22 protein-coding genes, 1 pseudogene and 2 riboswitches are annotated in these 24,582 nt (G+C 39.5%); of the genes and pseudogenes, 12 read left to right on the top strand and 11 right to left on the bottom strand.

The window, feature by feature from the left end:
• Nucleotides 1-108 precede the first annotated feature (108 nt).
• The 3 genes and pseudogenes from purM to aspA form a co-directional block, all read left to right on the top strand.
• Complete coding sequence (gene purM / locus EV693_RS00220; RefSeq protein WP_132500394.1) at nt 109-1,143, top strand: phosphoribosylformylglycinamidine cyclo-ligase; 1,035 nt, start codon at nt 109-111, stop codon at nt 1,141-1,143.
• Between the two features lie 186 nt (nt 1,144-1,329).
• Nucleotides 1,330-1,971: a phosphoribosylglycinamide formyltransferase gene (purN, locus tag EV693_RS00215; RefSeq protein ID WP_132500590.1), complete on the top strand. Its 642-nt coding sequence runs from the start codon at nt 1,330-1,332 to the stop codon at nt 1,969-1,971.
• A 115-nt stretch (nt 1,972-2,086) separates the two neighbouring features.
• Nucleotides 2,087-2,247 (top strand): annotated as a pseudogene (gene aspA / locus EV693_RS00210) (aspartate ammonia-lyase); the annotation flags it as partial.
• 66 nt (nt 2,248-2,313) lie between these two features.
• Here the strand turns inward: aspA and EV693_RS00205 are convergent.
• Together EV693_RS00205 and mnmC are read right to left on the bottom strand one after the other, a co-directional pair.
• The gene (locus EV693_RS00205; RefSeq protein WP_132500393.1) at nt 2,314-3,135 is read right to left on the bottom strand and encodes a PHP domain-containing protein; all 822 of its coding nucleotides are present in this window, start codon (nt 3,133-3,135) and stop codon (nt 2,314-2,316) included.
• A complete protein-coding gene (gene mnmC / locus EV693_RS00200; protein WP_132500392.1) occupies nt 3,132-5,153 on the bottom strand; it encodes a bifunctional tRNA (5-methylaminomethyl-2-thiouridine)(34)-methyltransferase MnmC2/FAD-dependent 5-carboxymethylaminomethyl-2-thiouridine(34) oxidoreductase MnmC1 in 2,022 nt (673 codons plus the stop codon). Before mnmC ends, EV693_RS00205 begins: the two co-directional genes overlap by 4 nt.
• A 320-nt stretch (nt 5,154-5,473) precedes the next feature.
• Between mnmC and purR the strand changes: the two genes are divergently transcribed.
• On the top strand, nt 5,474-6,502 hold the full coding sequence (gene purR / locus EV693_RS00195) for an HTH-type transcriptional repressor PurR (protein ID WP_132500391.1): 1,029 nt from the start codon (nt 5,474-5,476) through the stop codon (nt 6,500-6,502).
• Complete coding sequence (locus tag EV693_RS00190) at nt 6,502-7,101, top strand: DedA family protein (RefSeq protein ID WP_132500390.1); 600 nt, start codon at nt 6,502-6,504, stop codon at nt 7,099-7,101. Before purR ends, EV693_RS00190 begins: the two co-directional genes overlap by 1 nt.
• Before the next feature lie 70 nt (nt 7,102-7,171).
• On the opposite strand, the gene lpcA is transcribed toward EV693_RS00190, so the two are convergent.
• Complete coding sequence (gene lpcA, locus EV693_RS00185; RefSeq protein WP_132500389.1) at nt 7,172-7,753, bottom strand: D-sedoheptulose 7-phosphate isomerase; 582 nt, start codon at nt 7,751-7,753, stop codon at nt 7,172-7,174.
• Between the two features lie 146 nt (nt 7,754-7,899).
• Here lpcA and frr point away from each other — a divergent pair, with 146 nt between their 5' ends.
• Complete coding sequence (gene frr / locus EV693_RS00180) at nt 7,900-8,457, top strand: ribosome recycling factor (RefSeq protein WP_132500388.1); 558 nt, start codon at nt 7,900-7,902, stop codon at nt 8,455-8,457.
• Nucleotides 8,458-8,763: 306 nt separating this feature from the next.
• Here frr and EV693_RS00175 read toward each other — a convergent pair whose 3' ends face one another.
• From EV693_RS00175 to EV693_RS00165, 3 genes are all read right to left on the bottom strand, one after another.
• Nucleotides 8,764-9,561 (bottom strand): peptide ABC transporter ATP-binding protein, encoded by a 798-nt coding sequence (locus EV693_RS00175; RefSeq protein ID WP_132500387.1) that lies wholly within the window; start codon nt 9,559-9,561, stop codon nt 8,764-8,766.
• Between the two features lie 122 nt (nt 9,562-9,683).
• Nucleotides 9,684-10,760: a class II fructose-bisphosphate aldolase gene (fbaA, locus tag EV693_RS00170; RefSeq protein ID WP_132500386.1), complete on the bottom strand. Its 1,077-nt coding sequence runs from the start codon at nt 10,758-10,760 to the stop codon at nt 9,684-9,686.
• Between the two features lie 138 nt (nt 10,761-10,898).
• A complete protein-coding gene (locus EV693_RS00165) occupies nt 10,899-12,074 on the bottom strand; it encodes a phosphoglycerate kinase (RefSeq protein WP_132500385.1) in 1,176 nt (391 codons plus the stop codon).
• 190 nt (nt 12,075-12,264) lie between these two features.
• Here EV693_RS00165 and tkt point away from each other — a divergent pair, with 190 nt between their 5' ends.
• A complete protein-coding gene (gene tkt / locus EV693_RS00160) occupies nt 12,265-14,265 on the top strand; it encodes a transketolase (RefSeq protein ID WP_132500384.1) in 2,001 nt (666 codons plus the stop codon).
• A gap of 199 nt (nt 14,266-14,464) precedes the next feature.
• A riboswitch (glycine riboswitch) is annotated at nt 14,465-14,545 on the top strand.
• 2 nt (nt 14,546-14,547) lie between these two features.
• Nucleotides 14,548-14,713: riboswitch (glycine riboswitch) on the top strand.
• Nucleotides 14,714-14,835: 122 nt separating this feature from the next.
• Complete coding sequence (locus EV693_RS00155) at nt 14,836-16,194, top strand: alanine/glycine:cation symporter family protein (RefSeq protein ID WP_132500383.1); 1,359 nt, start codon at nt 14,836-14,838, stop codon at nt 16,192-16,194.
• A gap of 215 nt (nt 16,195-16,409) precedes the next feature.
• Here EV693_RS00155 and pgsA read toward each other — a convergent pair whose 3' ends face one another.
• A complete protein-coding gene (gene pgsA, locus EV693_RS00150; RefSeq protein WP_132500382.1) occupies nt 16,410-16,958 on the bottom strand; it encodes a CDP-diacylglycerol--glycerol-3-phosphate 3-phosphatidyltransferase in 549 nt (182 codons plus the stop codon).
• Between the two features lie 135 nt (nt 16,959-17,093).
• A complete protein-coding gene (locus tag EV693_RS00145) occupies nt 17,094-17,615 on the bottom strand; it encodes a hypothetical protein (protein ID WP_132500381.1) in 522 nt (173 codons plus the stop codon).
• Between the two features lie 110 nt (nt 17,616-17,725).
• Between EV693_RS00145 and EV693_RS00140 the strand changes: the two genes are divergently transcribed.
• Nucleotides 17,726-18,577, top strand: a complete 852-nt coding sequence (locus EV693_RS00140) for a thymidylate synthase (RefSeq protein ID WP_132500380.1) — start codon at nt 17,726-17,728, stop codon at nt 18,575-18,577.
• Between the two features lie 55 nt (nt 18,578-18,632).
• Here the strand turns inward: EV693_RS00140 and EV693_RS09435 are convergent, their stop codons facing one another.
• Nucleotides 18,633-18,791, bottom strand: coding sequence for a hypothetical protein (locus tag EV693_RS09435; RefSeq protein WP_165904854.1), 159 nt, complete (start codon nt 18,789-18,791; stop codon nt 18,633-18,635).
• 108 nt (nt 18,792-18,899) lie between these two features.
• Here EV693_RS09435 and trpD point away from each other — a divergent pair, with 108 nt between their 5' ends.
• Nucleotides 18,900-19,967 carry an anthranilate phosphoribosyltransferase gene (gene trpD, locus EV693_RS00135; protein WP_132500379.1) on the top strand — a complete coding sequence of 356 codons (1,068 nt, stop codon included), beginning with the start codon at nt 18,900-18,902 and terminating at the stop codon, nt 19,965-19,967.
• A gap of 59 nt (nt 19,968-20,026) precedes the next feature.
• Here the strand turns inward: trpD and thiQ are convergent, their stop codons facing one another.
• On the bottom strand, nt 20,027-20,656 hold the full coding sequence (gene thiQ, locus EV693_RS00130) for a thiamine ABC transporter ATP-binding protein (protein ID WP_132500589.1): 630 nt from the start codon (nt 20,654-20,656) through the stop codon (nt 20,027-20,029).
• Nucleotides 20,656-22,236 carry a thiamine/thiamine pyrophosphate ABC transporter permease ThiP gene (thiP, locus tag EV693_RS00125; RefSeq protein ID WP_132500378.1) on the bottom strand — a complete coding sequence of 527 codons (1,581 nt, stop codon included), beginning with the start codon at nt 22,234-22,236 and terminating at the stop codon, nt 20,656-20,658. The genes thiQ and thiP overlap by 1 nt, the downstream gene beginning before the upstream one ends.
• Before the next feature lie 253 nt (nt 22,237-22,489).
• On the opposite strand from thiP, the gene ptsH reads away from it, so the two are divergent.
• Complete coding sequence (gene ptsH / locus EV693_RS00120; protein ID WP_132500377.1) at nt 22,490-22,747, top strand: phosphocarrier protein Hpr; 258 nt, start codon at nt 22,490-22,492, stop codon at nt 22,745-22,747.
• A gap of 109 nt (nt 22,748-22,856) precedes the next feature.
• Entirely contained in the window at nt 22,857-24,578 is a 1,722-nt protein-coding gene (ptsI, locus tag EV693_RS00115; protein WP_132500376.1) for a phosphoenolpyruvate-protein phosphotransferase PtsI, read from the top strand.
• Nucleotides 24,579-24,582 lie beyond the last annotated feature (4 nt).

The raw sequence follows: 24,582 nt of genomic DNA, 5'->3' as shown, positions 1-24,582 counted from the left end.
GATAAATTTTTACAGTTTGGGATTTATAAGATTGGTTTTTAATTTTTTACCGCAAACGATTGCTCTAGTGCTATAATTGGGCGAAATTATCTTATTAATTGGGGATTTATTGTGAGTACACAGTTAAGTTATAAAGATGCAGGCGTGGATATTCACGCAGGTAATGAGTTAGTTGAACGTATTAAAGGCGATGTTAAGCGTACTCGCCGTCCAGAAGTGATGGGAGGATTAGGCGGATTTGGGGCATTGTGTGCTTTACCAACTAAGTATAGAGAGCCAGTTCTAGTATCAGGTACTGATGGCGTTGGTACTAAATTACGTTTAGCGATTGATTTAAATAAACACGATACCATTGGCATTGACTTGGTAGCGATGTGTGTAAACGATTTGGTTGTTCAAGGTGCTGAACCGCTATTTTTTCTTGATTATTATGCAACAGGTAAATTAGATGTTGATGTCGCCAGTTCCGTGATTAAAGGGATTGCAAATGGTTGTGAGCAATCAGGCTGTGCATTAGTTGGAGGGGAAACCGCTGAAATGCCAGGTATGTATCACGCTGGTGATTACGACTTAGCTGGTTTTTGTGTGGGTGTTGTGGAAAAAGCAGATATTATTGATGGCTCAAGCGTAAAAGTAGGCGATACCTTGATTGCATTAGGTTCAAGTGGTGCACATTCAAATGGCTATTCACTAATTCGTAAAGTATTAGAGGTAAGTGGGGCAAATCCTGATGATCTTCTTGAAGGAAAGCCTCTAAGTGAACATTTATTAGCACCAACAAAGATTTATGTAAAATCGGTGCTGCAGCTGATTAAGCAGGTTGATGTACACGCTATTTCACATCTAACAGGCGGTGGTTTTTGGGAAAATATTCCAAGAGTGTTGCCCAAAAATGTTAAAGCGGTGATTGATGAAGCTAGTTGGGCGTGGGCGCCGATATTTAAGTGGTTACAAGAAAAAGGGAATATTAGCCGTTATGAAATGTATCGTACCTTTAACTGTGGTGTGGGTATGGTGATTGCTTTGCCTGAAAATGATGTGGAAACTGCTTTGGCATTGTTGAAACAAATGGGGGAAAATGCGTGGGTAATTGGTAAAATTGCACATCGTGATGAACAAGACGAGCAAGTTGAAATTATGTAAATTTTTAACAAAAATTGACCGCTTGTAAGGCTAAAATCAAGCCAAGTGTTAGATGAATAATGGCGAGCGAAAGCTCGCCGATTTTTTACGGTGATGTTAATTATTCTTGCTACATTTAAATTACCTTAGGCGTAATAATCTTGAGGGAGCAAATAATCTTGGAGAAGTCGTGTGAAAAGTAACGGTGTGAAAAATATTGTCGTAATGATTTCAGGGAATGGCAGTAATTTACAGAAAATTCTAGACGCACAGCAAGCAGGTTACATTAGAGGTAAAGTGTGTGGCGTAATTTCGAATAAAAAGGCAGCTTATGGACTGGTTCGTGCAGAGCAAGCAGGGATTCCGACTTTTGTTTTTGAGCGTGAAAATTTTAACAGCAATGCGGATATGGATAAGGCGATAGTCAATCAAATTGAAGCATTAAATGCAGATTTAATTGTGCTTGCAGGCTATATGAAAGTTCTCACGACAGCCTTCACTCAACGCTTTGATGGGAAAATTCTCAATATTCACCCTTCGTTGCTTCCAAAGTATGCTGGGCTTAATACGCACGCACGAGCTATGGCAGCAGGTGAGCGTGAACACGGAATGAGCATTCATTTTGTTAATGAGCAGGTTGATGGTGGGGCAATTGTGCTACAAGCTAAAGTACCAATTTACCCTGATGATCAAATTGATGATGTTATTGAGCGAGTCTATGAGCAGGAACATCGCTGTTATCCACTGGTGATTCAGTGGTTTTGCGATGATCGTTTGTGTTTAAATCAAGGAAAGGCGTACTTGGATAATCAATTGTTACCGCCACAAGGATACGCTGTAGAAGAGTAGAATAAATGTTATAGAAATTTCATTTTTTATGAGAAAGTCTACACTAACATATCCGCCTTAGCAATGTCTGCATCTGTTTTTGCTAGCTTTCAGTGCAGTAACTAACTCAGCGGGTAATGGTGATATAATCAGCAAAATTTATGTAGAAACAGGTAAGTGCGTGAAGTGGTACTAGAAAAAGGGTTACTCACAAACGCACAACTTGAGGATATTTTATCGGTTGAAAATTTAATGCACCCAACTTATAAAGCAAAGTGCTTTGACGATAAATTATAGAGAACATTTAAGAGGACGTTGTATACGCCTCTTTCTTTATTGAGGAAACAAAGCGATATTGCTTTATTATTTAAATTTTTCCCAAATTGGCTTGCAGGTTGTGGGCAATTGTAAATTTTTGCCCAGTTCAATCCAGCCAGAGGGATAATGAAAATCTGATCCCACAGAGGCGAGCAGATCGAATTCAGTCGCCCAGCGAGCCAATAGCTGACGTTGGTCAAGCGTTTGCGTGCAACCTGAAACTTCAATGCCATCACCTCCTGCTTGTTTAAAATCAACAATTAAACGACGAACCCATTTAGCAGTTAATTTATAACGTAGAGGGTGAGCAATGCAAATTAGCCCACCCGCTAAATGTGTTGCTCGAATTGCCTGCTCAAGGTTACACCAAATCGGTTTCACATAGGCCGTTTTGCCCACGCCCAAATAACGTTTAAATGCGTGTTCATCATTACGAACATAGCCATTGGCAACCAAAAAACGTCCGTAATGAGCTCGAGTAACTTCGCCACTCGCAAGATTTTTTGCACCTTCGTAGGCGTTAGGTATGCCTGCTTTTGCTAATTTTTCTCCAATTTTTACCGCTCTATCTTGGCGAAGGTTGGCTTGATGTGCTAATAATTCAAGCAGTGGCTCACTTTGCTCATTCACATTTAATGCGGCCAAATGAATACTTTTCCCTTGCCACAAAATGGAAATTTCTACCCCTGAAATTAGCTCAATAGGTAAGCGGTTGGCAGCAAATTTTGCTTCTGCAACGCCTGCAATTGTGTCGTGATCGGTAATCGCTAACATTGACACATTGTGTTCAACGGCACGCTGTACTAATTCAGTAGGTGTGAGAATACCATCAGAGGCAGTGCTGTGGCTGTGTAAATCGTAAATCATTGTCGTCCTTTTAATAATTGGCGAATCCAAGTACGGTTTGGGCTAAGTGCGTGCAAAATATCTTCGCTAAGTGGAATGGGTTCACCACAGATCTGAGCAGCCAGTATTTCGCCTAATAATGGTGCAGTTGTCAGCCCTCTAGAGCCTAGTCCTGCAATTAAATAGAGCTGCTCAAAGGAGTGTGCTTGAGCGATGGGTTCTTGTCGGCGGCGTTGGTTGTAAAGATTCGCATATTGTTGTTTTTGTGCTGTAGAATTTGGCATTACTCCGACCATTGGCAGGCGATCACGCAAGGCTGCACGAATACCGACTTTTGACTGAAAATGCTGCTGTTCTAATTCTGCCGTCCAGCTTTTATCCATCGGACAAGCAGTGATATTTTGCTGTAATTTTGCAATATTTTGCTGATGTTCTTCAAGGCGAATATCCGTTTCGGTATTATCTCGAATGTGGCTTGCTCCTATACAGTGTGTATTTGAAGCAGAAACAGGCGTGATATAGCCGTCATAACAAACAACACAGCGTAGGTGTTGTAACTGTTCTGTTGTGGTGATTTGGCTGACTTGTCCTCGCACAGGATAAAGTGGAATACCTTCAGCTTGTGGGAATGCCTTAAGTTGATACCCATTGGCTAAAATGAGTATGTCGTGTGCAAATGTTTTTCCTTTGTGTTGCCACTGCCATTGATGATTGCGGAAATGGATATCAGCGACTTGGTGATTTTTAACGATCGTTAAGCCTAATGTTTCAAGGTAGGTTAATCCATTTTCTACCAACTGTTTAGGAGATAGCCAGCCGCCTAATCCGATAAATGCGCCACCTTTTTCAACAGGCAGTCCAATTTTTTGACTTAGCTCTGTTGCATTGCAGCGTTGAAATAAATTAGGGTGCCAGCTTTGTTGAGCGATTTTATCCAACTTCTTTGCCGTTTTTTCATTGTAGGCAGAGAGAGCAACACCTGCAAAATTATGCTCAATATCGACCGCTTGTGTAAGGTCTGTTATGCGTTGTAGAGCATAATCTGCGGCGTGTACATAAAAGCGTATATTTCGCTCATCATCATCGCTCAGTTGTGGATAAATTGCACCTTGTGCATTGCCAGAGGCATTTTGTGCAAGCTGCCCATCTTGGCAATAAAGGGTTACTTTCTTGCCTCGCATCAATAATGACCACGCTACATAAACGCTAGCCACGCCACCGCCAACAATCGCAATATCGTCATGTTTGTGATGGTGCTTGTAAGCACAATCGGGCAAAAAATAAGGGGCATTTGCTTCGGCTATTCGTGCATCAACAGGTTTTTCGCCCTGTAGCATTTCTCGTTTTTTACCAAAACCTTTGCATTTTTTAACCGTAAATCCGACCGCTTGTAACCCTTTTCGTACACGGCTTGCAGCAGTAAATGTCGCAAAGCTACCTCCAGATTTGGAGAGGCGAAACATTTGCCGATAAAGATTGTCTTGCCACATTTCAGGATTTTTGTCAGGCGAGAAACCATCTAAGAACCAGCAATCTATGCTATTTCGATAATGATCGCCTAATTGCGGTAAATTTTCGCTTAAATCGCCAAACCACACATCAAGGTAAATTTGATCAAAATGATAACGCTGACAACCTGTTTGCAATGGACGCCAGTGAGCGGTGAGTTTTTCGACAAATTTTGCAAATTGCGGAAAATAAGTATGAACTTGCTTTAGCTGCTCAGTATTGAGAGGATATTTTTCAAAAGAGATAAAATAAAGTCGTTTTAATGTATGGTTGGGGTTCTCTTGGCGAAACTGCTGAAAATGTTGTGCGACGGTAAAAAAGTTGAGTCCCGTACCAAATCCTGTTTCAGCGATGACAAAATGTGAAGTGGAATGATGTTGCCATTTTTGCCAAAGATTATTGCCTTGTAAAAAGACATATTCGCTTTCCGCTAAGCCATCTTGAGTAGAAAAATAAATGTCATCAAAGGCTGTGGAAACTGGCGTTTGTGTTGCATTAAAATCCAGTGAGGCGAAAGTAAGTTTAGACATAGCTTTAGGTGTTGGCAGAAAACAATAAAAAGTGAAAAAAGAAAGGCACAAAAATGTGCCTTAATAACATAAAAATAAATTAGAAAATATTGTATGCAAAAAGTACAATCATTCCGAGTGAGGCAACCACAGTTATCATTGCATAACCAAATGTACCCATATTTTACTCCTTGTTGAAATTAAAATAGTAATAAATATTAAACATAAAGATATGGCTATTCTAAGCCTATTGGCTAAAAATGCAATGCAAGCGGTTATTTTGTTTAGATATTTTGTAAAACTGGCTATAATGTGGCAGGTTCTTATGGTGAGGAAACTTGATGGCTACGATAAAAGATGTTGCTAAATTAGCAGGTGTCTCTACAACAACGGTTTCACACGTTATCAATAAAACTCGTTTTGTTGCCGAAGAGACAAGGAAAGCGGTATGGGACGCTGTGTCTACTCTAAATTATTCCCCAAGTGCCGTGGCACGAAGTTTGAAAGTCAATACGACCAAATCCATCGGTATGATTATTACCACGAGTGAAGCCCCCTATTTTGCTGAAATTGTCTTGGCAGTTGAAGAATATTGTTATCGCTACGGCTATTCATTGTTTTTATGTAATACGCAAAATGAGTGTGAGAAAATTCAAAATCACCTGGATATGCTCGTTAAAAAACGAGTTGATGGTATTTTGGTAATGTGTTCGGAATATACTGAAAATTCTCTGGCACTTTTTAATGGCACGAATATTCCGATGGTAGTGATGGATTGGGGACCTAATGATAGTAAAAATGATCGGATTATTGATCATAGTTTTGAGGGGGGGTATCTCGCTACTCGTTATTTAATTGATAATGGTCATCAAGATATCGCTATTATTGCGGGCGATTTGTTTAAAACAACGGCGAAAGCTCGTTTTGATGGCTTTGTAAAAGCGATGAATGACGCCAATCTTGCTGTTCGTGATGAATGGGTTAAAGAAAATGATTTTGAGCCAGAAGGAGGGTATGAAAGTACCAATGACTTACTTCGTTCTAAACCTTATCCTACTGCGATTGTTTGTGCCTGTGATGCGATTGCGTTAGGGGTAATTTCAGCCATTACGGAAAAGGGGCTTTCTGTTCCACACGATATTTCAGTGATTGGCTACGACAATATCCACAGTTCTCGTTTTTATGCTCCGCCACTGACAACAGTACACCAATCTAAGATCAGACTGGGACAAATGGCAATGGGCGTATTGTTTGATCGAATTATTCATCGTGATGTACTACACAAACCTAAAATTCTTGAGTTTTACCCAGAGCTGGTTGTGCGTCATTCTGTGCGAAATTTAAATCAAGAAAAGGAAAATCAACGTTAATGGAACTTTTAATCAATTTTTTCAGTAGTTATGGCTATTGGGCTGTGTTTCTTGTATTACTGGCGTGTGGTTTTGGGTTACCTATCCCTGAAGATATTACGCTAGTCTCGGGAGGCGTGATTTCAGGATTAGGCTATACCAATGTACATTCGATGTTTGTGGTGAGTATGATTGGCGTATTAGTTGGCGATAGCACAATGTACTGGCTTGGTCGAATTTATGGGGAAAGAATTCTGCAATTTCCGCTTATTCGTAAACTCATCACGCCACAGCGTCTTGCTGCTGTCCAAGATAGATTTGAGAAACAAGGCAATCGTTTATTATTCATTGCCCGTTTTTTACCTGGGTTGCGTGCTGCGGTTTATTTAGTTTCTGGCATTACACGGAGAGTGAAATTTACTCAATTTGTGTTGGTTGATCTTTTTGCAGCCATTATTTCTGTGCCAATTTGGGTTTATTTGGGCTACTATGGTGCAAAAAATCTTGATTGGTTGCAACAGCAAGTACAAAAAGGGCAAATTATTGTTTGGGTCATTCTACTGGTGGTTGGACTGGTATTATTTTGGAAATGGAAACAGAGTAAAAAGAAAAAAGTATAGTAAGCTACCGAGATAGAGAGTGAAATTAATAATGAAAAGGCGTTTTTATAAACGCCTTTTAAAATCGGTATTATACATTTGCCATTTCAAATTCAATTAACATCATCAAAATATGAATGATTTTAATATGCACTTCTTGAATTCTATCCGCATAGCGAAAATGCGGTACTCGAATTTCAACATCGGCTAAACCTGCCATTTGTCCACCGTCTTTTCCTGTGAGAGCAATAACTCTCATTCCTTTTTTCTTTGCTGCTTCAATCGCATTCAACACATTTTTAGAATTACCTGAGGTTGAAATCCCAAATAGTACATCACCTTTTTGTCCAACGCCTTCAATATAGCGAGAGAAAACATAGTCGTAGCCAAAATCGTTACTCACGCAGCTTAAATGGCTGACATCTGAAATTGCAATAGCGGGGTAGGCTGGGCGATTTTCACGATAACGTCCAGTGAGTTCTTCAGCAAAGTGCATCGCATCGCAATGTGAACCGCCATTACCACAGGATAAAACTTTGCGACCTTGCTTAAAACTGTCTGCAATTAAGATAGCCGCTTGTTGAATGAGGGCTAAATTTTTTTCGTCTTTGATAAAAGCATTTAGTACATCCGCTGCTTCAGTTAATTCTGCTAAAATTTGTTGTTGATACATATTTTGCTCCTTTTGCAAAAAATTAGGTCAAATAGACCGCTCTTTGTGGCGAAAGTCTATCACACTTAACACTAGGAAAAATAGCAGAAATTAGGTAGAATTCTCTCTGTTTTATTGCTTAAAAATTGTTTAAAAAGGATAACATAATGATTAATGATATTAAAAAAGACGCTCAAGAAAGAATGGAGAAAAGCCTTGAATCACTAAAAGGGCATATTTCAAAAATCCGTACAGGGCGAGCACAACCTAGTTTGTTAGATGGCATTCAAGTAGATTATTACGGTTCTGCTACGCCACTACGCCAGCTTGCGAATGTTGTAGCAGAAGATGCAAGAACACTTGCAGTGAGTGTATTTGACCGCTCATTGATTGGTGCAATTGAAAAAGCGATTTTAACCTCTGATCTCGGTTTAAACCCCTCTTCAGCAGGCACCACGATTCGAGTTCCACTTCCTCCGCTTACAGAAGAACGTCGCCGTGATTTAATTAAAATTGTTAAAGCTGAGGGTGAACAAGGTAAAGTAGCGATTCGTAATGTTCGCCGTGATGCTAATGATAAGGTTAAAGCGTTAGAAAAAGACAAACAAATCAGCGAAAATGATGAGCGTAAAGCACAAGATGAGATTCAAAAACTAACGGATCTCTATATCAAAAAAGTTGATGAAGTATTAGCTGATAAAGAAAAAGAATTAATGGATTTCTAAATAGCTGTATATTCTTAATTTCTAAATAATGATAAACCCACTTTATTCATAACAAAAGACTAGGTGGGTTTTATATTGATAAAAATTCGGTAAAAAAAGCAGAGTAATAAATTAACTATTAAGTAGATTTATCATCAATAGTTAGTGGGCGAACAATATTTAAATAGAATTTTATATAATTTAAAACATACAATAATGCCCCTCCTTATACGCAAAAATTCCAATGTGCTATACTAGAACACTTCTTTGTTTTTCATTTACAAAAAATAAACTGTCTATAGGATTGAGGATAAATTAATTTTTAAGTTAGCTCGCCCACGCTTCAGTAGTTAATTTTTTACCAAAGTGGCTGTTAATTAGTCGAATAGTGATGGGGTGTTGTGGATTGAGTAGGATCTCTTTTGTTCGACCATATTCCACAATCTCACCTTGATCCATTACGATTAACTGGTCTGCAATATGCTTAATTAGTCCTAAATTCTGACCGATATATAGATAAGACAAGCCTAATCTAGCTTGTAAATTTAACATTAAATTAGTCAATTGGCTTTTGAGTGAAAAATCTAGAGTATTTAATGTATCATCAATAATGATCATGTCTGGGTTTAAAATTAATGCTCTTGCAAGCGCAATTCGCTGTTTTTGGCTGGTCGAAGTGTCGTGAATAGGAATGAGTGCGTGTTCAGGATACATTCCGACTAATTTAAGAATGCTGAAAATACGTTCGTTGCGTGCCTCTTCAGACATTTCTGTTGCCAGTTTCAGAGATGAATCTAAAATTTGTCCAATATTCAAATTGGGATTAAATGCTTCATTTGGATCTTGAAACATCATTCTTATTTTTTTCGTTCTGATATGATGATCACCAAATGTAAGCTTTTGATTTTTAAAAAATATTTCTCCTTCGCTAGGGGGAATAATGCCCACTAGCATTTTAGCCAATGTAGATTTTCCTGCCCCATTTGCTCCAATAACCGCTAAGGTTTCTTGGTGATTTAGTTTGAATGAAACATTTTTCACGGCGTAAAAAGTTTGTTTACGAAATAATCCTAAACGATTGGTAAAAATCTTGCTTAAATTTTGCACGTCTAATAATACTGACATAAGATTTTTTCCCTCTTTGTATTTCTAGCAAAAGACCGCTTTATAAGCGGTCTCATTTTATTCAATTTTTGCAAATCTATCTTTTTTGCGATGACAAAATTCTTTAATTTAGTTTGAATAAATTAAAGTACGTTCACACAGTTTAGATCTTCAAACGATTGTTCTAAACGTTTAGACATTGATTCTTCCATTTTACGCAACCATACACGAGGATCGTAATATTTTTTATTTGGTGCATCAGGACCTGTTGGATTACCTAACTGACCTTGTAAATAGGCTTCGTTTGCTTTGTAGAAGTTTAAGATTCCTTCCCAAGATGCCCATTGTGTATCCGTATCGATATTCATTTTAATTGCTCCGTAGCCGATCGCTTCACGGATTTCTTCACGGCTTGAACCTGATCCTCCGTGGAAGACAAAGTCTAATGATTTCGCTGGAAGATTACGCTCTTTGGAAACAAATTCCTGTGATGCACCTAAAATTGATGGTTTTAATTTTACGTTGCCTGGTTTATACACACCGTGTACGTTGCCAAATGCAGCAGCAATCGTAAAGCGTTTGCTGACAGGGCTTAATTGGTCGTAAACATAAAGTACTTCCGAAGGTTGGGTATAAAGTTTTGATTCATCAACATCGGAATTATCCACACCATCTTCTTCTCCACCAGTTACACCAATTTCGATTTCAAGTGTCATACCCATTTTGTCCATACGAGCAAGGTACTCACGACAGATTTCCATATTTTCTTCGATAGACTCTTCTGACAAATCGATCATATGCGATGAGAAAAGTGGTTTACCTGTTTCTGCGAAATGTTTTTCACCAGCCTCAAGTAAACCATCAATCCACGGTAGTAAATTTTTTGCAGCGTGGTCCGTGTGTAAGATGACAGGAATACCGTATTCTTCCGCTAATGCGTGAACGTGTTTTGCTCCAGCAACAGCACCCAATACATCTGGACGAGCACCTGAGGCAGGTTTGATACCTTTACCTGCATAGAATTGAGCTCCGCCGTTTGAGAATTGTACGATGACTGGCGATTTCACACGAGCGGCAGTCTCTAATACTGCATTAACAGAGTCCGTTCCAACACAATTTACCGCTGGGATTGCGAAATTATTTGCTTTTGCATACGCAAAGACTTTTTGTACGTCATCGCCTGTTACGACACCTGGTTTTACAATGTTTAATAATGACATTTTTGTTTTCCTATATTGTATAAAAATCGGTGGGAACGCATTGAGTGCGTCCGTAGATATCGAAATTGGACGTACGCAGTACGTCCCTACAAGTGGTCAAATTTTGCAAAATTTTTACATTTTTGAACCGCTTATGAATTAACCGTTCGCACGTTGCTCTAAAATTTCAACTGCAGGCAGTACTTTACCTTCCACGAATTCTAAGAATGCACCACCACCTGTTGAGATGTAAGAGATTTTATCGGCAATACCGAATAAATCAATAGCCGCTAAAGTATCACCGCCACCAGCGATCGAGAACGCTCCGTTTGCGGTTGCTTCAGCAATGGCATTTGAAATGACTTCGGTTCCTTTGCGGAAGTTGGGGAACTCGAATACGCCAACAGGACCATTCCAGAGAATGGTTTTCGCTGATTTGATGATATTTGCCAATTCTTCTGCAGACTTATCTCCGATGTCAAAAATGGATTCATCTGCCTGTACTTCATTGACTGGCTTGTGCGTTGCGGGTGCTGATTCAGAGAATTCTGTTCCTACACGCACGTCCACAGGTACAGGAATTTGTGTAGTTGCCGCTAAACGTTTTGCTTCAGGGATTAAATCTTCTTCATATAAAGATTTACCAACATTATGCCCTTGTGCAGCAATGAAAGTATTGGCAATACCGCCACCAACAATCAATTGGTCAGCAATTTTTGAAAGGCTATCTAATACAGTTAATTTTGTTGAAACTTTTGAGCCACCAACAATTGCCAACATTGGGCGTTGTGGTTCTTTTAATGCTTTGCCTAATGCTTCTAATTCTGCTGCTAACAATGGACCTGCACAAGCAACCGATGCAAATTGTGCCACACCATAAGTTGAGCCTTCTGCACGGTGAGCGGTACCAAAAGCGTCCATTACGAATACATCACAAAGTGCAGCATATTTTTGGGCAAGCTCAGGATCATTTTTCTTCTCGCCTTTATTAATACGCACGTTTTCAAGCACAACAACTTCATTGTCGTTTACCTCTACGCCATCTAAATAGTCTCGAACTAAGCGAACAGGTACACCTAAATCTGACGCATTTAAGTAATCTACCACTGGTTGAAGTGAATTTGCTTCTTCAAATACACCTTCAGTTGGGCGACCTAAGTGAGATGTTACCATCACTTTTGCTCCTTTTTGTAGGGCTAATTTTAGTGTTGGAATGGTGGCACGAATACGAGCATCAGAGGTTACTTTGCCATCTTTAACAGGCACATTGAGATCAGCTCGAATAAAGAGACGTTTACCCTGAAGGTCTAAGTCTACCATTTTGATTACGGACATAGTGAGTTCCTTTTGATAATGTTAAAAAATCAGTTGATTATAACAGCTCAAGATAATTTTGTGCGTATACAGATTAAATTCTTATATAAATTATTTCATGTTTTTGAACGGTGTTTCAAAAATTTGGTGTAGAATTAGTGAATCGGTTGTTATTCTTATTTATTTTATTCTTTAATCTAGGAGAAAGAAAATGGCAGAACGTAGAGTATTGGCCAATGCGATCCGTTTTTTGAGTATGGACGCTGTGCAAAAAGCAAATTCAGGACACCCTGGAGCTCCAATGGGCATGGCAGATATTGCTGAGGTGTTATGGCGTGATTTTCTGAATCATAGTCCAACCAATCCTGCTTGGGCAAATCGTGATCGTTTTGTACTGTCAAATGGGCACGGCTCAATGTTGATTTATAGCTTGTTACACCTAACAGGCTACGATCTTTCAATCGAAGATCTTAAACAGTTCCGTCAATTACACTCTAAAACTCCTGGGCACCCTGAGTATGGTTATGCTCCTGGGGTTGAAACCACAACAGGTCCCCTAGGTCAAGGGATTACCAATGCAGTGGGTATGGCAATTGCAGAGAAAACTTTAGCTGCACAATTCAACCGTGAAGATCACGAAATTGTTAATCATTACACCTACGCATTTTTAGGTGATGGCTGCTTAATGGAAGGGATTTCTCACGAAGCTTGCTCCCTTGCTGGTACCTTAGGACTGGGAAAATTAATTGCATTTTATGACGATAATAATATTTCTATTGACGGACACGTTGATGGCTGGTTTACCGACGATACGGCGCAACGCTTTGAAGCTTACGGCTGGCAAGTTATTCGTAACGTGGACGGACACGACGCTGATCAAATTCAAATTGCTATTGAGAATGCAAAAGCAGAAAGCTTCCGCCCAACATTAATTATCTGTAAAACGATTATTGGTTACGGCTCGCCAAATAAATCGAATTCACACGATAGCCACGGAGCACCATTAGGCGAGGCTGAAATCGCAGAGACACGCAAGGCACTCAATTGGGAATATGCTCCATTTGAGATTCCAGCAGATATCTATAATGCTTGGGACGCAAAAGCAAAAGGTTCACTTGCAGAAAAAGAGTGGAATGCAAAATTTGCCGCTTATGAGACCGCTTATCCTGAGCTTGCCGCAGAGTTTAAACGCCGTACTAATGGCGAATTACCTGAAAATTGGGCGAAGGACTCACAAGCATTTATTGAGCAACTACAAGCCAATCCTGCAACCATTGCAAGTCGTAAAGCCTCACAAAATGCCATTGAGGCTTATGCTAAATTGTTACCTGAATTCTTAGGCGGTTCAGCGGATTTAGCAAGTTCTAACCTCACATTGTGGTCAGGTTCTAAACCAATTAGAGCAAACCAAAATACCGATGGAAACTACATCAATTACGGTGTGCGTGAATTTGGTATGTCGGCAATAATGAACGGAATTGCTTTACACGGCGGCTTTATCCCTTATGGTGCAACCTTCTTGATGTTTATGGAATATGCCCACAATGCTGTGCGTATGGCAGCATTAATGAAGCAGCGTGCGTTATTTGTTTATACCCACGATTCTATTGGCTTAGGCGAAGATGGTCCAACTCACCAACCTGTAGAACAGACAGCCGCTTTACGTCTCATTCCAAATTTGGAAACGTGGCGTCCAGCCGATCAAGTAGAATCAGCAGTTGCGTGGAAAGCTGCGGTAGAACGCAAAGATGGACCAAGTGCATTAATTTTCACTCGTCAAAATTTAGTTCAACAAGCACGCACACCTGAGCAATTGGCTAATGTGGCTCGTGGCGGTTATATCCTGCGTGATTGTGGTTGCAATAATCCAGATTTAATTTTAATTGCAACGGGCTCTGAAGTAGATTTAGCAATGAAAGCCGCTGAAGTGATTGCTGCAGAAGGTAAGAAAGTCAGAGTCGTATCTATGCCAAGTACGAACGTATTTGATAAGCAAGATGAGGCTTATCGTGATAGTGTTTTACCAAGTCATATTACCAAGCGAGTAGCAATTGAAGCAGGCATTGCTGATTTTTGGTATAAATATGTTGGTTTCGGCGGACGCATTGTGGGTATGCACGGTTTTGGTGAATCTGCTCCAGCGGATCAGCTCTTTAAACTGTTTGGCTTTACCATTGAAAACGTTGTTGCCAAAGCGAAAGAAATTTTGTAATCGCTGTTTTATAACACTCAATAAAACCCAAAACTCCCTTATGATAAGGGAGTTTTTTATTGGTACAATGGTAATGTAAATGAAATTATTGACAGCAATAGAAGAGTTGTTAGAATTCGCCACTCTTTTACTCTGTCTTGTTTTTTTATGCTGTCGCAATAGTTAAAAATATAGATAGAGAATGTAAAAGAATGTTCGGATGAAGATAGCTGGAGAGTGGAATTTCCACACCGAAGAGGAAAAATCTTTCAGGTGCGTAAGCGAGGACAGCTATTGGACGAACCCTTGGAGAGAGCCACTCTACTTAGGAAAGTAGAAAATGGACGCCGAAGGCGAAAGTACCGCAAACGAAACTATACCTATTTAAGGCACGTCAAAAAATTAAATTGGCAAGATAAAGGTCGTATTGCGTAAAAATGTATGAAACGCTCAGGCAAAAGGACAGGGGAGAAAAGAAATAAACAAGCGGTCAGATTTGGCAAAAATTTTGCATTGCACTCAATGCAATCGAAAATAGCCACTTGTGTACTCTTTTCTTTCCTTGTAAGCAGTTTTTACGAGGAAAATCATATGTCATTTGACACACTTCTAGCACAAATCAACCAAATTATTTGGGGAGCTCCACTTCTTATTTTGCTTTCTGGCGTGGGGATTTACCTTACCATTAAGCTTAAATTACTCCAACTCATTCATTTGCCAAAAGCCTTTATTTATTTGTTCAAACCTGAAAAAGGACAAAATCAAACGGGTGATATCTCTGCCTTTGCCGCACTCTCTACCGCTCTTGCCGCAACGATTGGAACAGGCAATATTGTTGGTGTCGCAACAGCCATTCAAGCAGGCGGACCAGGGGCAATTTTTTGGATGTGGCTCATTGCTTTTTTTGGTATGGCAACCAAATATGCAGAATGCTTACTTGCGATTAAATTTCGTGGCAAGGATAAAGATGGCTATATTGCAGGCGGTCCAATGTACTATATTGAACTTGGTATGGGAACACGCTGGAAATGGCTGGCAAAATTATTTGCCTTTTTTGGGGTCTTAGTTGCCTTAGTTGGCGTTGGCACATTTCCACAGGTCAATGGCATTACCGTTGCACTCAACGATAGTTTTTCATTGCCTATTTGGCTGACTGGTGCAGTCATCACACTTCTTGCGGCAGCGATTATTCTAGGTGGTGTAAAGCGAATTTCAAAAATTGCAAGCTTCATCGTCCCTTTTATGGCGATAGGTTACGTCTTCGTTTCAATTGTCATTCTAGCACTCAATGCAGAACAAATTCCCTCAGTCATCAAATTTATTATCCATTCTGCATTTAATCCACAGTCTGCAATGGGTGGCGTATTTGGTTTTACTGTTATGCAAGCCATTCAAGCAGGGGTTTCCCGAGGTATTTTTTCCAATGAAGCAGGTTTAGGTAGTGCACCCATTGCAGCGGCAGCGGCTCAAACAAAAGAGCCTGTACGCCAAGGGTTAATTTCAATGACAGGAACATTCCTTGATACGCTCATTGTTTGTACAATGACAGGGCTTGTTATCGTACTAACAGGAGTATGGCAAGGTTCAAACGAAGGTGCAGCACTGACTAATTTAGCCTTCACACAAGGCTTACATCACTCAAGCGGTGCTGTCATAGTCTCTATTGGGCTAGTCTTTTTTGCTTTCACCACCATTTTAGGCTGGTGCTACTATGGAGAACGTTGTTTTGTTTATTTAATGGGCGGAAAAACGAAAAAAATCAAGCTCTACCGCATCACATTCATCATTTTTATCGCACTTGCCCCTTTTGTCGAACTCAACACAATTTGGACATTAGCCGATATTATGAATGGGCTTATGGCATTCCCCAACTTAGTCGCACTCATCGCATTACGTCATATTGTCATTGATGAAACCAAACACTATTTTGCGAGATTTATAAGTAATTGATGGTTACGAATTAATGAACGTAAAAGAGTTTTAATTTATCTATTGGTCTAAATGTTAATCAAGAGAATAGGAAAAGGCTAATGTAATATATTTTTTAATTGACATTACTCAACTGCAAACAAATGTTATCTACATTTTCAGAACGTACTTTGTTTAAAAGATGCTGAGAATATAGCGTAGATAACATTGTTTTTAGGATAGCTTATCAATATTTATCAAGACCTCATCAAACTTGTTTTAGAAGCATTGAGATATTGAAACATTGACCAAATGGTAAGACCTGCAGCGATATATAGAAGAACCCAAGCAATCACTTCCATCACAAAATTAAACCGCCAAAGCATTCCGCCTAAAGCAAGCATTTGAGCAGTGGTTTTCACTTTTCCCCACACAGATACTGCGACACTCGCTCGCTCGCCAATTTCTGCCATCCATTCACGCAACGCAGAAATGATAATTTCCCGTCCAATCATAATGGCTGAAGGCATCGTTATCCACCAAGAGTGGTAATATTCAATAATACAAGCAAGGGCAACTGCGACAAGAACCTTATCTGCAACAGGATCTAAAAATGCTCCTAATCGAGTAATTTGATCCCAGCGGCGTGCTAGGTAGCCATCAAAGAGATCAGTGATAGAGGCAATGAAGAAAATTAGTGTGGTAATTTCGGCAGAATAGGTTATTGGTAAATAAAAGGCTATAATAAAAAGAGGGATCAGTCCAACTCGAAAAAGGGTTAAGTAGGTAGGAATATTGAGTTTCATAGTTGATTGATTAACAAGTAAGATTACCTCTATTCTAGTAGAAGCCAAATCAAGAAGAAAGAGAATAGCGGTGAGTTTTGGAAAAATTTTTGCAAAACTCACCGCTTTGAGTGGGTTCAATATTAAGGTGATTCTCTATTTCGCCTTTTGCTCTGACTCAAGTTGTAATACGCAAAGATGTAAAAATTGATCTGCACCTTGCTGAATATATTGATCATCACGCACACTGTTTTTCCTAATATCATACATAGCGTCCCAAATACCTTGTATCAAACTGGCAGATTGAACAAAATGCCAACAATTCTGGCTAAGGCGGTTAAAATTATTTTGCAGCTCTGCTGCATACAGCACACCGCTGTAATAGGCATAAACAGGGTGATCCAACATTCGGTTAAGCAAACTTGCTCGAATTTGTTCAACTGGAAGAGCTATTTTTTGATTAAGCCAATCGTTGCTGCCACGGATAAAGGCTTGAATATCATAAGTTTCATTGACACGCTCTAAATAGGTCTGAGCTGTTGTACTATAACCAATTGCGTAAGATTTTTGATCAACTTGCGAATCTGGTAAACGTTTCCAGCCTGAAGAATCATTTACACAACCTGTCAGTATGAAAAAGATAAACGCAACCACGGTAGTGTTAAATAAAGACTTCATAACTACTCCTTTTTTAGGCAGAAAATAGAGTACAATTCTAACAAATAAATTACGCATTTACCCTACCCTTTTTAAGGAAAATATATAGAAGCAAATTGAGAGGAGCAACAATGAAGCAGTATTTAGCACTATGTCAGCGTATCGTAGAACAAGGCAAATGGGTTGAGAATAAACGAACGGGAAAGCGTTGCTTAACTGTTATTAATGCTGATTTAGCCTACAACGTAGAACAAGGCGAGTTTCCGCTAGTAACGACACGAAAAAGCTTTTGGAAAGCGGCTATTGCAGAACTTTTAGGCTATATTCGAGGCTATGATAATGCCGCTGATTTTCGTCAACTTGGCACTAAATCTTGGGACGCTAACGCAAATGAAAATGAAATTTGGCTAAAAAACCCATATCGTAAAGGCAAAGATGATATGGGATTGGTTTATGGTGCAATTGGTCGTCGTTTTCCGAAGCCAAATGGGGGGAGTATCGATTTGCTCCATCAAATTGTGGAAGATCTAACTCAAGGAATTGATAATCGTGGCGAGATTTATACGTTTTATCACCCTGGAGCATTTGATATGGGGTGTTTGCGTCCTTGTTTGCATAGCCACCATTTTTCATTGCTTGATGGTGTGTTGTATTTAAACAGCACGCAACGATCGGCTGACGTACCATTAGGATTAAATTGGAATATGGTTCAATGCTATACCTTTTTAGCACTAATGGCACAAATTACAGGACACCAAGCAGGTATAGCGTTTCACAAGATAGTGAATGCACACATTTATGAAGACCAGCTGGAACCTATGAGAGATATACAGCTCACTCGTGAGCCGTTTCCAGCACCAACACTAAAAATAAACCCAGATATTAAGACACTCAATGATTTAGAAACTTGGGTAACATTAGCTGATTTCGAAGTGGAAAACTACCAATATCACCCAAGTATTCAGTATCCTTTTTCAGTTTAGGGGGAGTATGAGCTTGCCTCAGGCCCCCCCAACAAACAGCACCAAAATCACCTTTTCAGCCAAAGTTAAGATGATTTTTTTGGTGGTATTGCTTGTTTGAATACAAAATCCACACGCCCATGATCAGCCAACCAACATTAATCCGTTGCCATAATCTAAAACGGCACACCAAGCCCCATCGACTCATACCGCCATCAAGAAGGATAATAGACATTTGTGTTCCTAGATTATAAGATGGGGTATTTTACATCGGATAACCTATGCTTAACAAGCGGTGGAATTCGCTAGAAATTTTGCAATCACATCAATTGAAGGAAACACTATGCAAACCAATACTCCACAGTTTAGCAATACGCTTTCTAATAATACGCAGCACGATACTTTTCAGCTTGATGACATTTTGGAAAAGCTCTTTAATAAGCAGATATTAAATGTTGCGGAAAGCCATTTTTTCTTTGAGAAAATTGTGCAAGGTAAACTCTCTAATGAACAATTAGCCGCAGCACTTATTGCTTTAAAATTGCGTGGTGAAACGGTTGAAGAGATATCAGGGGCAGTAACGGCCGCATTAAAAAATGCCCAGCCCTTTCCAACCCCAAGTTATGCGTTTGCAGACATTGTAGGGACTGGGGGCGATGGTCATCATACTATTAATATTTCTACCGCTAGTGCTATTGTTGCTGCAACTTTGGGTTATAAAATTGCAAAGCACGGCAGTCGTAGCGTATCAAGTAAAACAGGGGCAAGTGATGTACTGTCTGCCCTTAACATTAATGTTAATATGCCTGCTGAAGTGGCTCGCCAAGCATTAGATGCGATCAATCTTTGTTTCCTGTTTGCGCCCAATTATCACCAAGGTTTCAAATATGCCGCCCCTGTCCGTCAAGCACTTAAAACTCGCACGCTATTTAATATCTTAGGTCCGCTTGTCAATCCTGCGAATGCTAAGCGTCAATTATTGGGAGTTTATTCGCCTGAATTAATCCGTGTTTATGCCGAAACTGTGAAAGCATTACATTTTGAACATACTATTGTGGTACACGGTGCAGGGCTTGATGAGGTTGCTGTACATGGTGAAACCAAAGTTGCAGAGATCAAAAATGGCAACATTGATTACTTTACGGTAACGCCTGCAGATTTTGGGATTGAAACACATTCTCTTGATGCACTAAAAGGCGGAGAACCTGCAGAAAATGCTGCAAAACTGACCGCTTTATTACAAGGTAAAGGCGAGATGGCACATATTGACGCTGTGGCAGCGAATGTTGCAATGCTAATGCGAATCTTTGGAGAATCGGATTTAAAAGCAAATGCAAAGAGAGTAAAAGCATTGCTTACTACCGATAAAGCATTTCAAACTTTAGTACAATTATCACGTTTCAACCGATAATTTTATTTATACTCTTCCTTTCCTCTATTGGGTGGAGAGGGAGCTTTCATTTACTCCAACTACTCCAAAATTTTACCTTGTTTTATTTTTATTGAGCGGGTAAAGAGTGATTGTGTTTCAGTAAATTGGTGAGTAACCATTAATAGTGTCAGCTTTTTGCTTAGACACAGTCCTGCAACGAGTTGTTGTAATTCTTGGCGGCGTTGTGGGTCGAGTGCAGAAAAAGGTTCGTCCAGCAATAAGATAGGCTTGTCTCGCAAAAGCGTACGAGCGAGTGCAACACGTTGTTTTTGTCCGCCAGATAATAAGTCTGAACGACGAGCTAAGAATGAACCAAGCCCCATTTGCTCTGCGATTTCTTTTACGGTTTGTTGCTGTGTTTGAGATAGTCGCAGCGAGGGGGTCAGGGCTAATCCAATATTTTGAGCAACTGTTAAATGAGGGAATAAATTGTTGTCCTGAAATAACATTGAGACAGGGCGACTAGCGGGGTCGCTGTGAAGATGATTTTCGCCATTTAAGATCAACTTACCACGATTAACACGTTCAAAGCCTGCAATTAAGTTGAGTAATGTGCTTTTTCCTGCACCGCTTTCACCTAGTATCGCAATTCGCTCACCTTGCTGAATATCAAGAGCAAAGTGCATCGGCATTTCAGGGTAGTTAAACTCAAGATCAAGTGTAATCATCATTTATTCTCCTGCTGTTCAATAAAGAGAAAAGGGAGTAAAGCCAGCAGCATTAGCCATAATGCACTCACTGCTGCTTCGTCCATTCGGTAACTACCAAGTTGTTGGTAAAGTAAGTAGGGCAAGGTGCTGAAATCAGGGCTGCCGAAAAAGGCGATGACAGCAAAGCTGCCGAGGCTAGCAGACATTGCCAAGGCAAATGCATTTCGTAGCGGTCGCCATAAATAAGGTCGTTCTACAATCCACCATCGTCGTATACCATTTAAACCGAGGCTTTGGGCTAATTTATCGTGTGCTACAAAGGCTTGCCACATTGCACTAAAGATCAATCGATAAATATAAGGAAGCAAGGTTAATCCGTTGCAAATGCCTACAAGTAGTAACAGGTGAAAGTGAGTTAAATGAATATCAATAAATAACAAAAATAACCCAACAGCAAGTAGGAAAATTGGCAAAATGAGAGGGTAGGTTGTAACGCCTGCCAAAATATATTGGCGAATTTTGTGTTGGCGGTAGGCTAATTTGCGTGTCTCTAAGGCTATGAAATAAGCAAGGATGATGACGCTCACAGAGGCGATTAAGCTTAAAATAATTGAGTAAAAAGTGGCAGACCATAGGGTTGGACTTAAAATTTTTTCGCTTAAGTTTGGCACGCTGATACCTTGCCAAATAATGTTCAACAATGGAGCAAGAATAAAGGTGCTGAGTAAAAGCAGAATGGCGAGTAGCCCTCTTTTAGCATATTTTTGTGGTAATGGCTTCCAAGTAGTGGAAAGGTTAGTTATTGAGGTGCTGACTGAAAATGCGTGATGCGTGGAGAGATCAAAGCAGAATTGTAATAATAAGCCGACTGCGAGTTGTACCATAATCAATATCACTGCTTTTGCAAAATCAAACTCAAAACTGACCGCTTGATAAATCGCAACTTCCAATGTGCTGTATTTCGGTCCGCCTCCTAGCATTAGCACAATCGGAAAACTGGTGAAGCAGATCAGAAACACATTTAAAAAGCTGTATGGTAGAACACGTTTTAAACTGGGTAATTCAACCACACGAAAATAATGCCAGCCTTGCAAGTTCAGTTGAGCGGCTAATTTGTGGTGGCTGGCTGGAATAAGTGTTAGTCCTTCTAAACAGTATTTGGTAACGAGTGGCATATTAAAAAAGAGATGGGCAAGTAAAATACCTTGTAAACCATAAATTGATGGCTGCCACGATATTTCAACATAAGTTAAAAGTTGAGCAAGCCAGCCCGAATACCCAAATACGCCAATAATGGCAAAAATTACTACCAAAGAAGGCAATGCCCACATAAAAGAGATAATTTTGTATAGAAAATGCTTTCCTTTAAAATGCAAATAGAAGAAGCTGCGAGCGAGTAAAATGCCTAAAATAACAGATAAGAGAGCGGAAAGTCCTGCTTGTAAAAGGCTGTAACCAAGAATGGGGAAAATATCAAGCCAAGACCAAAAGGTTGGTTCGCTATTTTGATTAAATAATGCCCAAAAGCTAAACCCATAAAGAGCAATGATCAAAAAATAAAGCGTCCAAGCGGTATATTTTGTTAATTTATTATACATTTTTGCAGGATTCGTAAATGATTTTGGATAACAAGCGGTAGGATATTAGCAGAATATTACAATTTAAACACTCGTTGATTAAACAAAGAAAATTACCTGTTTTTTGACAATTTATGTGAAATATCAAGAAATCCGATTTGTTTTTATGGTGTATTTCTGTCAATTTTGTAGTAAAGTACGCCCCGTTTTGTTATTTTTAATGACGTTTAGTTCAAAGATTTTTTTAACTATTTGATTTTAAAGAGGAATCATTATGTATTCGAAAGATGTTACAATTACTGCCCCAAATGGTTTACATACTCGCCCAGCTGCTGAATTTGTAAAAGCAGCAAAAGGCTTTGCATCTGATGTTACAGTTACTTCAGGCGGTAAAAGTGCCAGTGCAAAAAGTTTATTTAAACTACAAACCCTCGGTTTAACACAAGGTACTGTTATTACTATCTCCGCTGAAGGTGAAGATGAGCAAAAAGCAGTTGATTTCTTAGTAGATTTAATCCCTACTTTAGAATAACCTCTCCATTCTTGTAACGACTTTACCGCAAACTAAAACGGTAAAGTCGTTTTGTGTTATTAGTCTAGTATTTAGCATAATCTATACAATTTTAAACCAAGGAGTCATTATGATTACTGGTATTGCAGCCTCTCCCGGTGTTGTTTTTGGTAAAGCCCTCGTGTTAAAAGAAGAACCTATCGTTCTTAACGAGCAAAAAATTACAAAAGACCAAATTCAAACTGAAAAAGACAAATTTTTTGCAGGTCGAACCAAAGCTGCCGCACAATTAACTGCAATCAAAGAGAAAGCGAGACGTACTCTCGGAGAAGAAAAAGAAGCCATTTTTGAAGGACATTTGATGATCCTTGAAGATGAAGAATTAGAAGAAGAAATTTTTAGTTACATTGAAGAAAACCTTGTAACTGCAGACGTAGCAACAAGCAAGGTAATCAATATGCAAGCGTCAATGCTGGCAGAGATTGATGATGAATATCTGAGAGAACGTGCAGGCGATTTATTAGATATTGGTAATCGTCTTTTACGCAATATTTTGGGTATGAACATTATTGATTTAGGTGATATTCAAGAAGAATCAATTTTGATCGCCTATGACCTTACTCCATCAGAAACTGCCCAACTGAATCTCAATAAAGTGCTCGGTTTTATTACAGATATTGGTGGTCGTACGTCTCATACATCAATTATGGCTCGTTCACTTGAGTTACCTGCGATTGTCGGAACAAATAATATTACCAAATTAGTCAATAGTGGCGATTTGTTGATTCTAGATGCAACAAATAATGAAATACATCTTAACCCATCGTCAGAGCAGATCGAAAAATTCAAGACTCAGCAAGAAAAAGAGGCCGCAGAAAAAGCCGAGCTTGCGAAGTTAAAAGATCTTCCAGCAGAAACATTAGATGGGCATCGTATTGAAGTTGTTGGCAATATCGGTACTATCCGTGATGTGGAGGGGGTACATCGTAATGGTGGCGAAGGTGTTGGTTTATACCGTACAGAATTCCTGTTTATGGATAGAGATCGCTTGCCAACAGAAGAAGAGCAGTTCCAAGCCTATAAAGAAGTTGTAGAAGCAATGAACGGTAAACTTGTGATACTTCGTACAATGGACATTGGCGGTGATAAAGAACTACCTTACCTTGATTTGCCAAAAGAGATGAACCCATTCCTAGGTTGGCGTGCGGTGCGTATCGGACTCGTTCGCCGTGAAATTTTAGACACTCAATTGCGTGCTGTGTTGCGTGCTTCGTCGTTTGGTAAACTCGCAGTGATGTTCCCAATGATTATTTCTGTTGAGGAAATTCGTGAACTTAAAGCCATTATCGCTGAATTAAAAGAGCAACTTCGTCAGGAAGGTAAAGCATTTGATGAAAATATTCAAGTAGGAGTCATGGTTGAAACGCCATCTGCAGCGGTTAATGCTTATCATCTTGCTAAGGAAGTGGATTTCTTCAGTATTGGTACGAACGATTTAACTCAATATACCTTAGCCGTGGATAGAGGTAATGAAATTATTGCTCATCTGTACAACCCACTTACGCCATCAGTGCTAAATTTAATTAAGCAAGTCATTGATGCATCGCACGCTGAAGGTAAATGGACGGGAATGTGTGGTGAGTTAGCGGGTGATGTTAGAGCAACAGCCTTGTTGCTCGGTATGGGGCTTGATGAATTTAGTATGAGTGCGATTTCTGTGCCGCACGTTAAAAAGCTAGTACGCAATATTCATTATTCAGAAGCAAAAGCATTGGCAGACGAAGCTCTTGCACAGCCAACCGCAGCAGATATTGAGAAATTAGTTGAAGCTTTCTATCAAAAATTAGACTAGTTAT

It is taken from the genome of Nicoletella semolina (genome assembly GCF_004345745.1).
Classification (GTDB): Bacteria; Pseudomonadota; Gammaproteobacteria; order Enterobacterales; family Pasteurellaceae; genus Nicoletella; species Nicoletella semolina.
The sequence above is the reverse complement of the archived record's forward strand: the minus strand, read 5'-3'. Positions and strand labels throughout refer to the sequence as shown.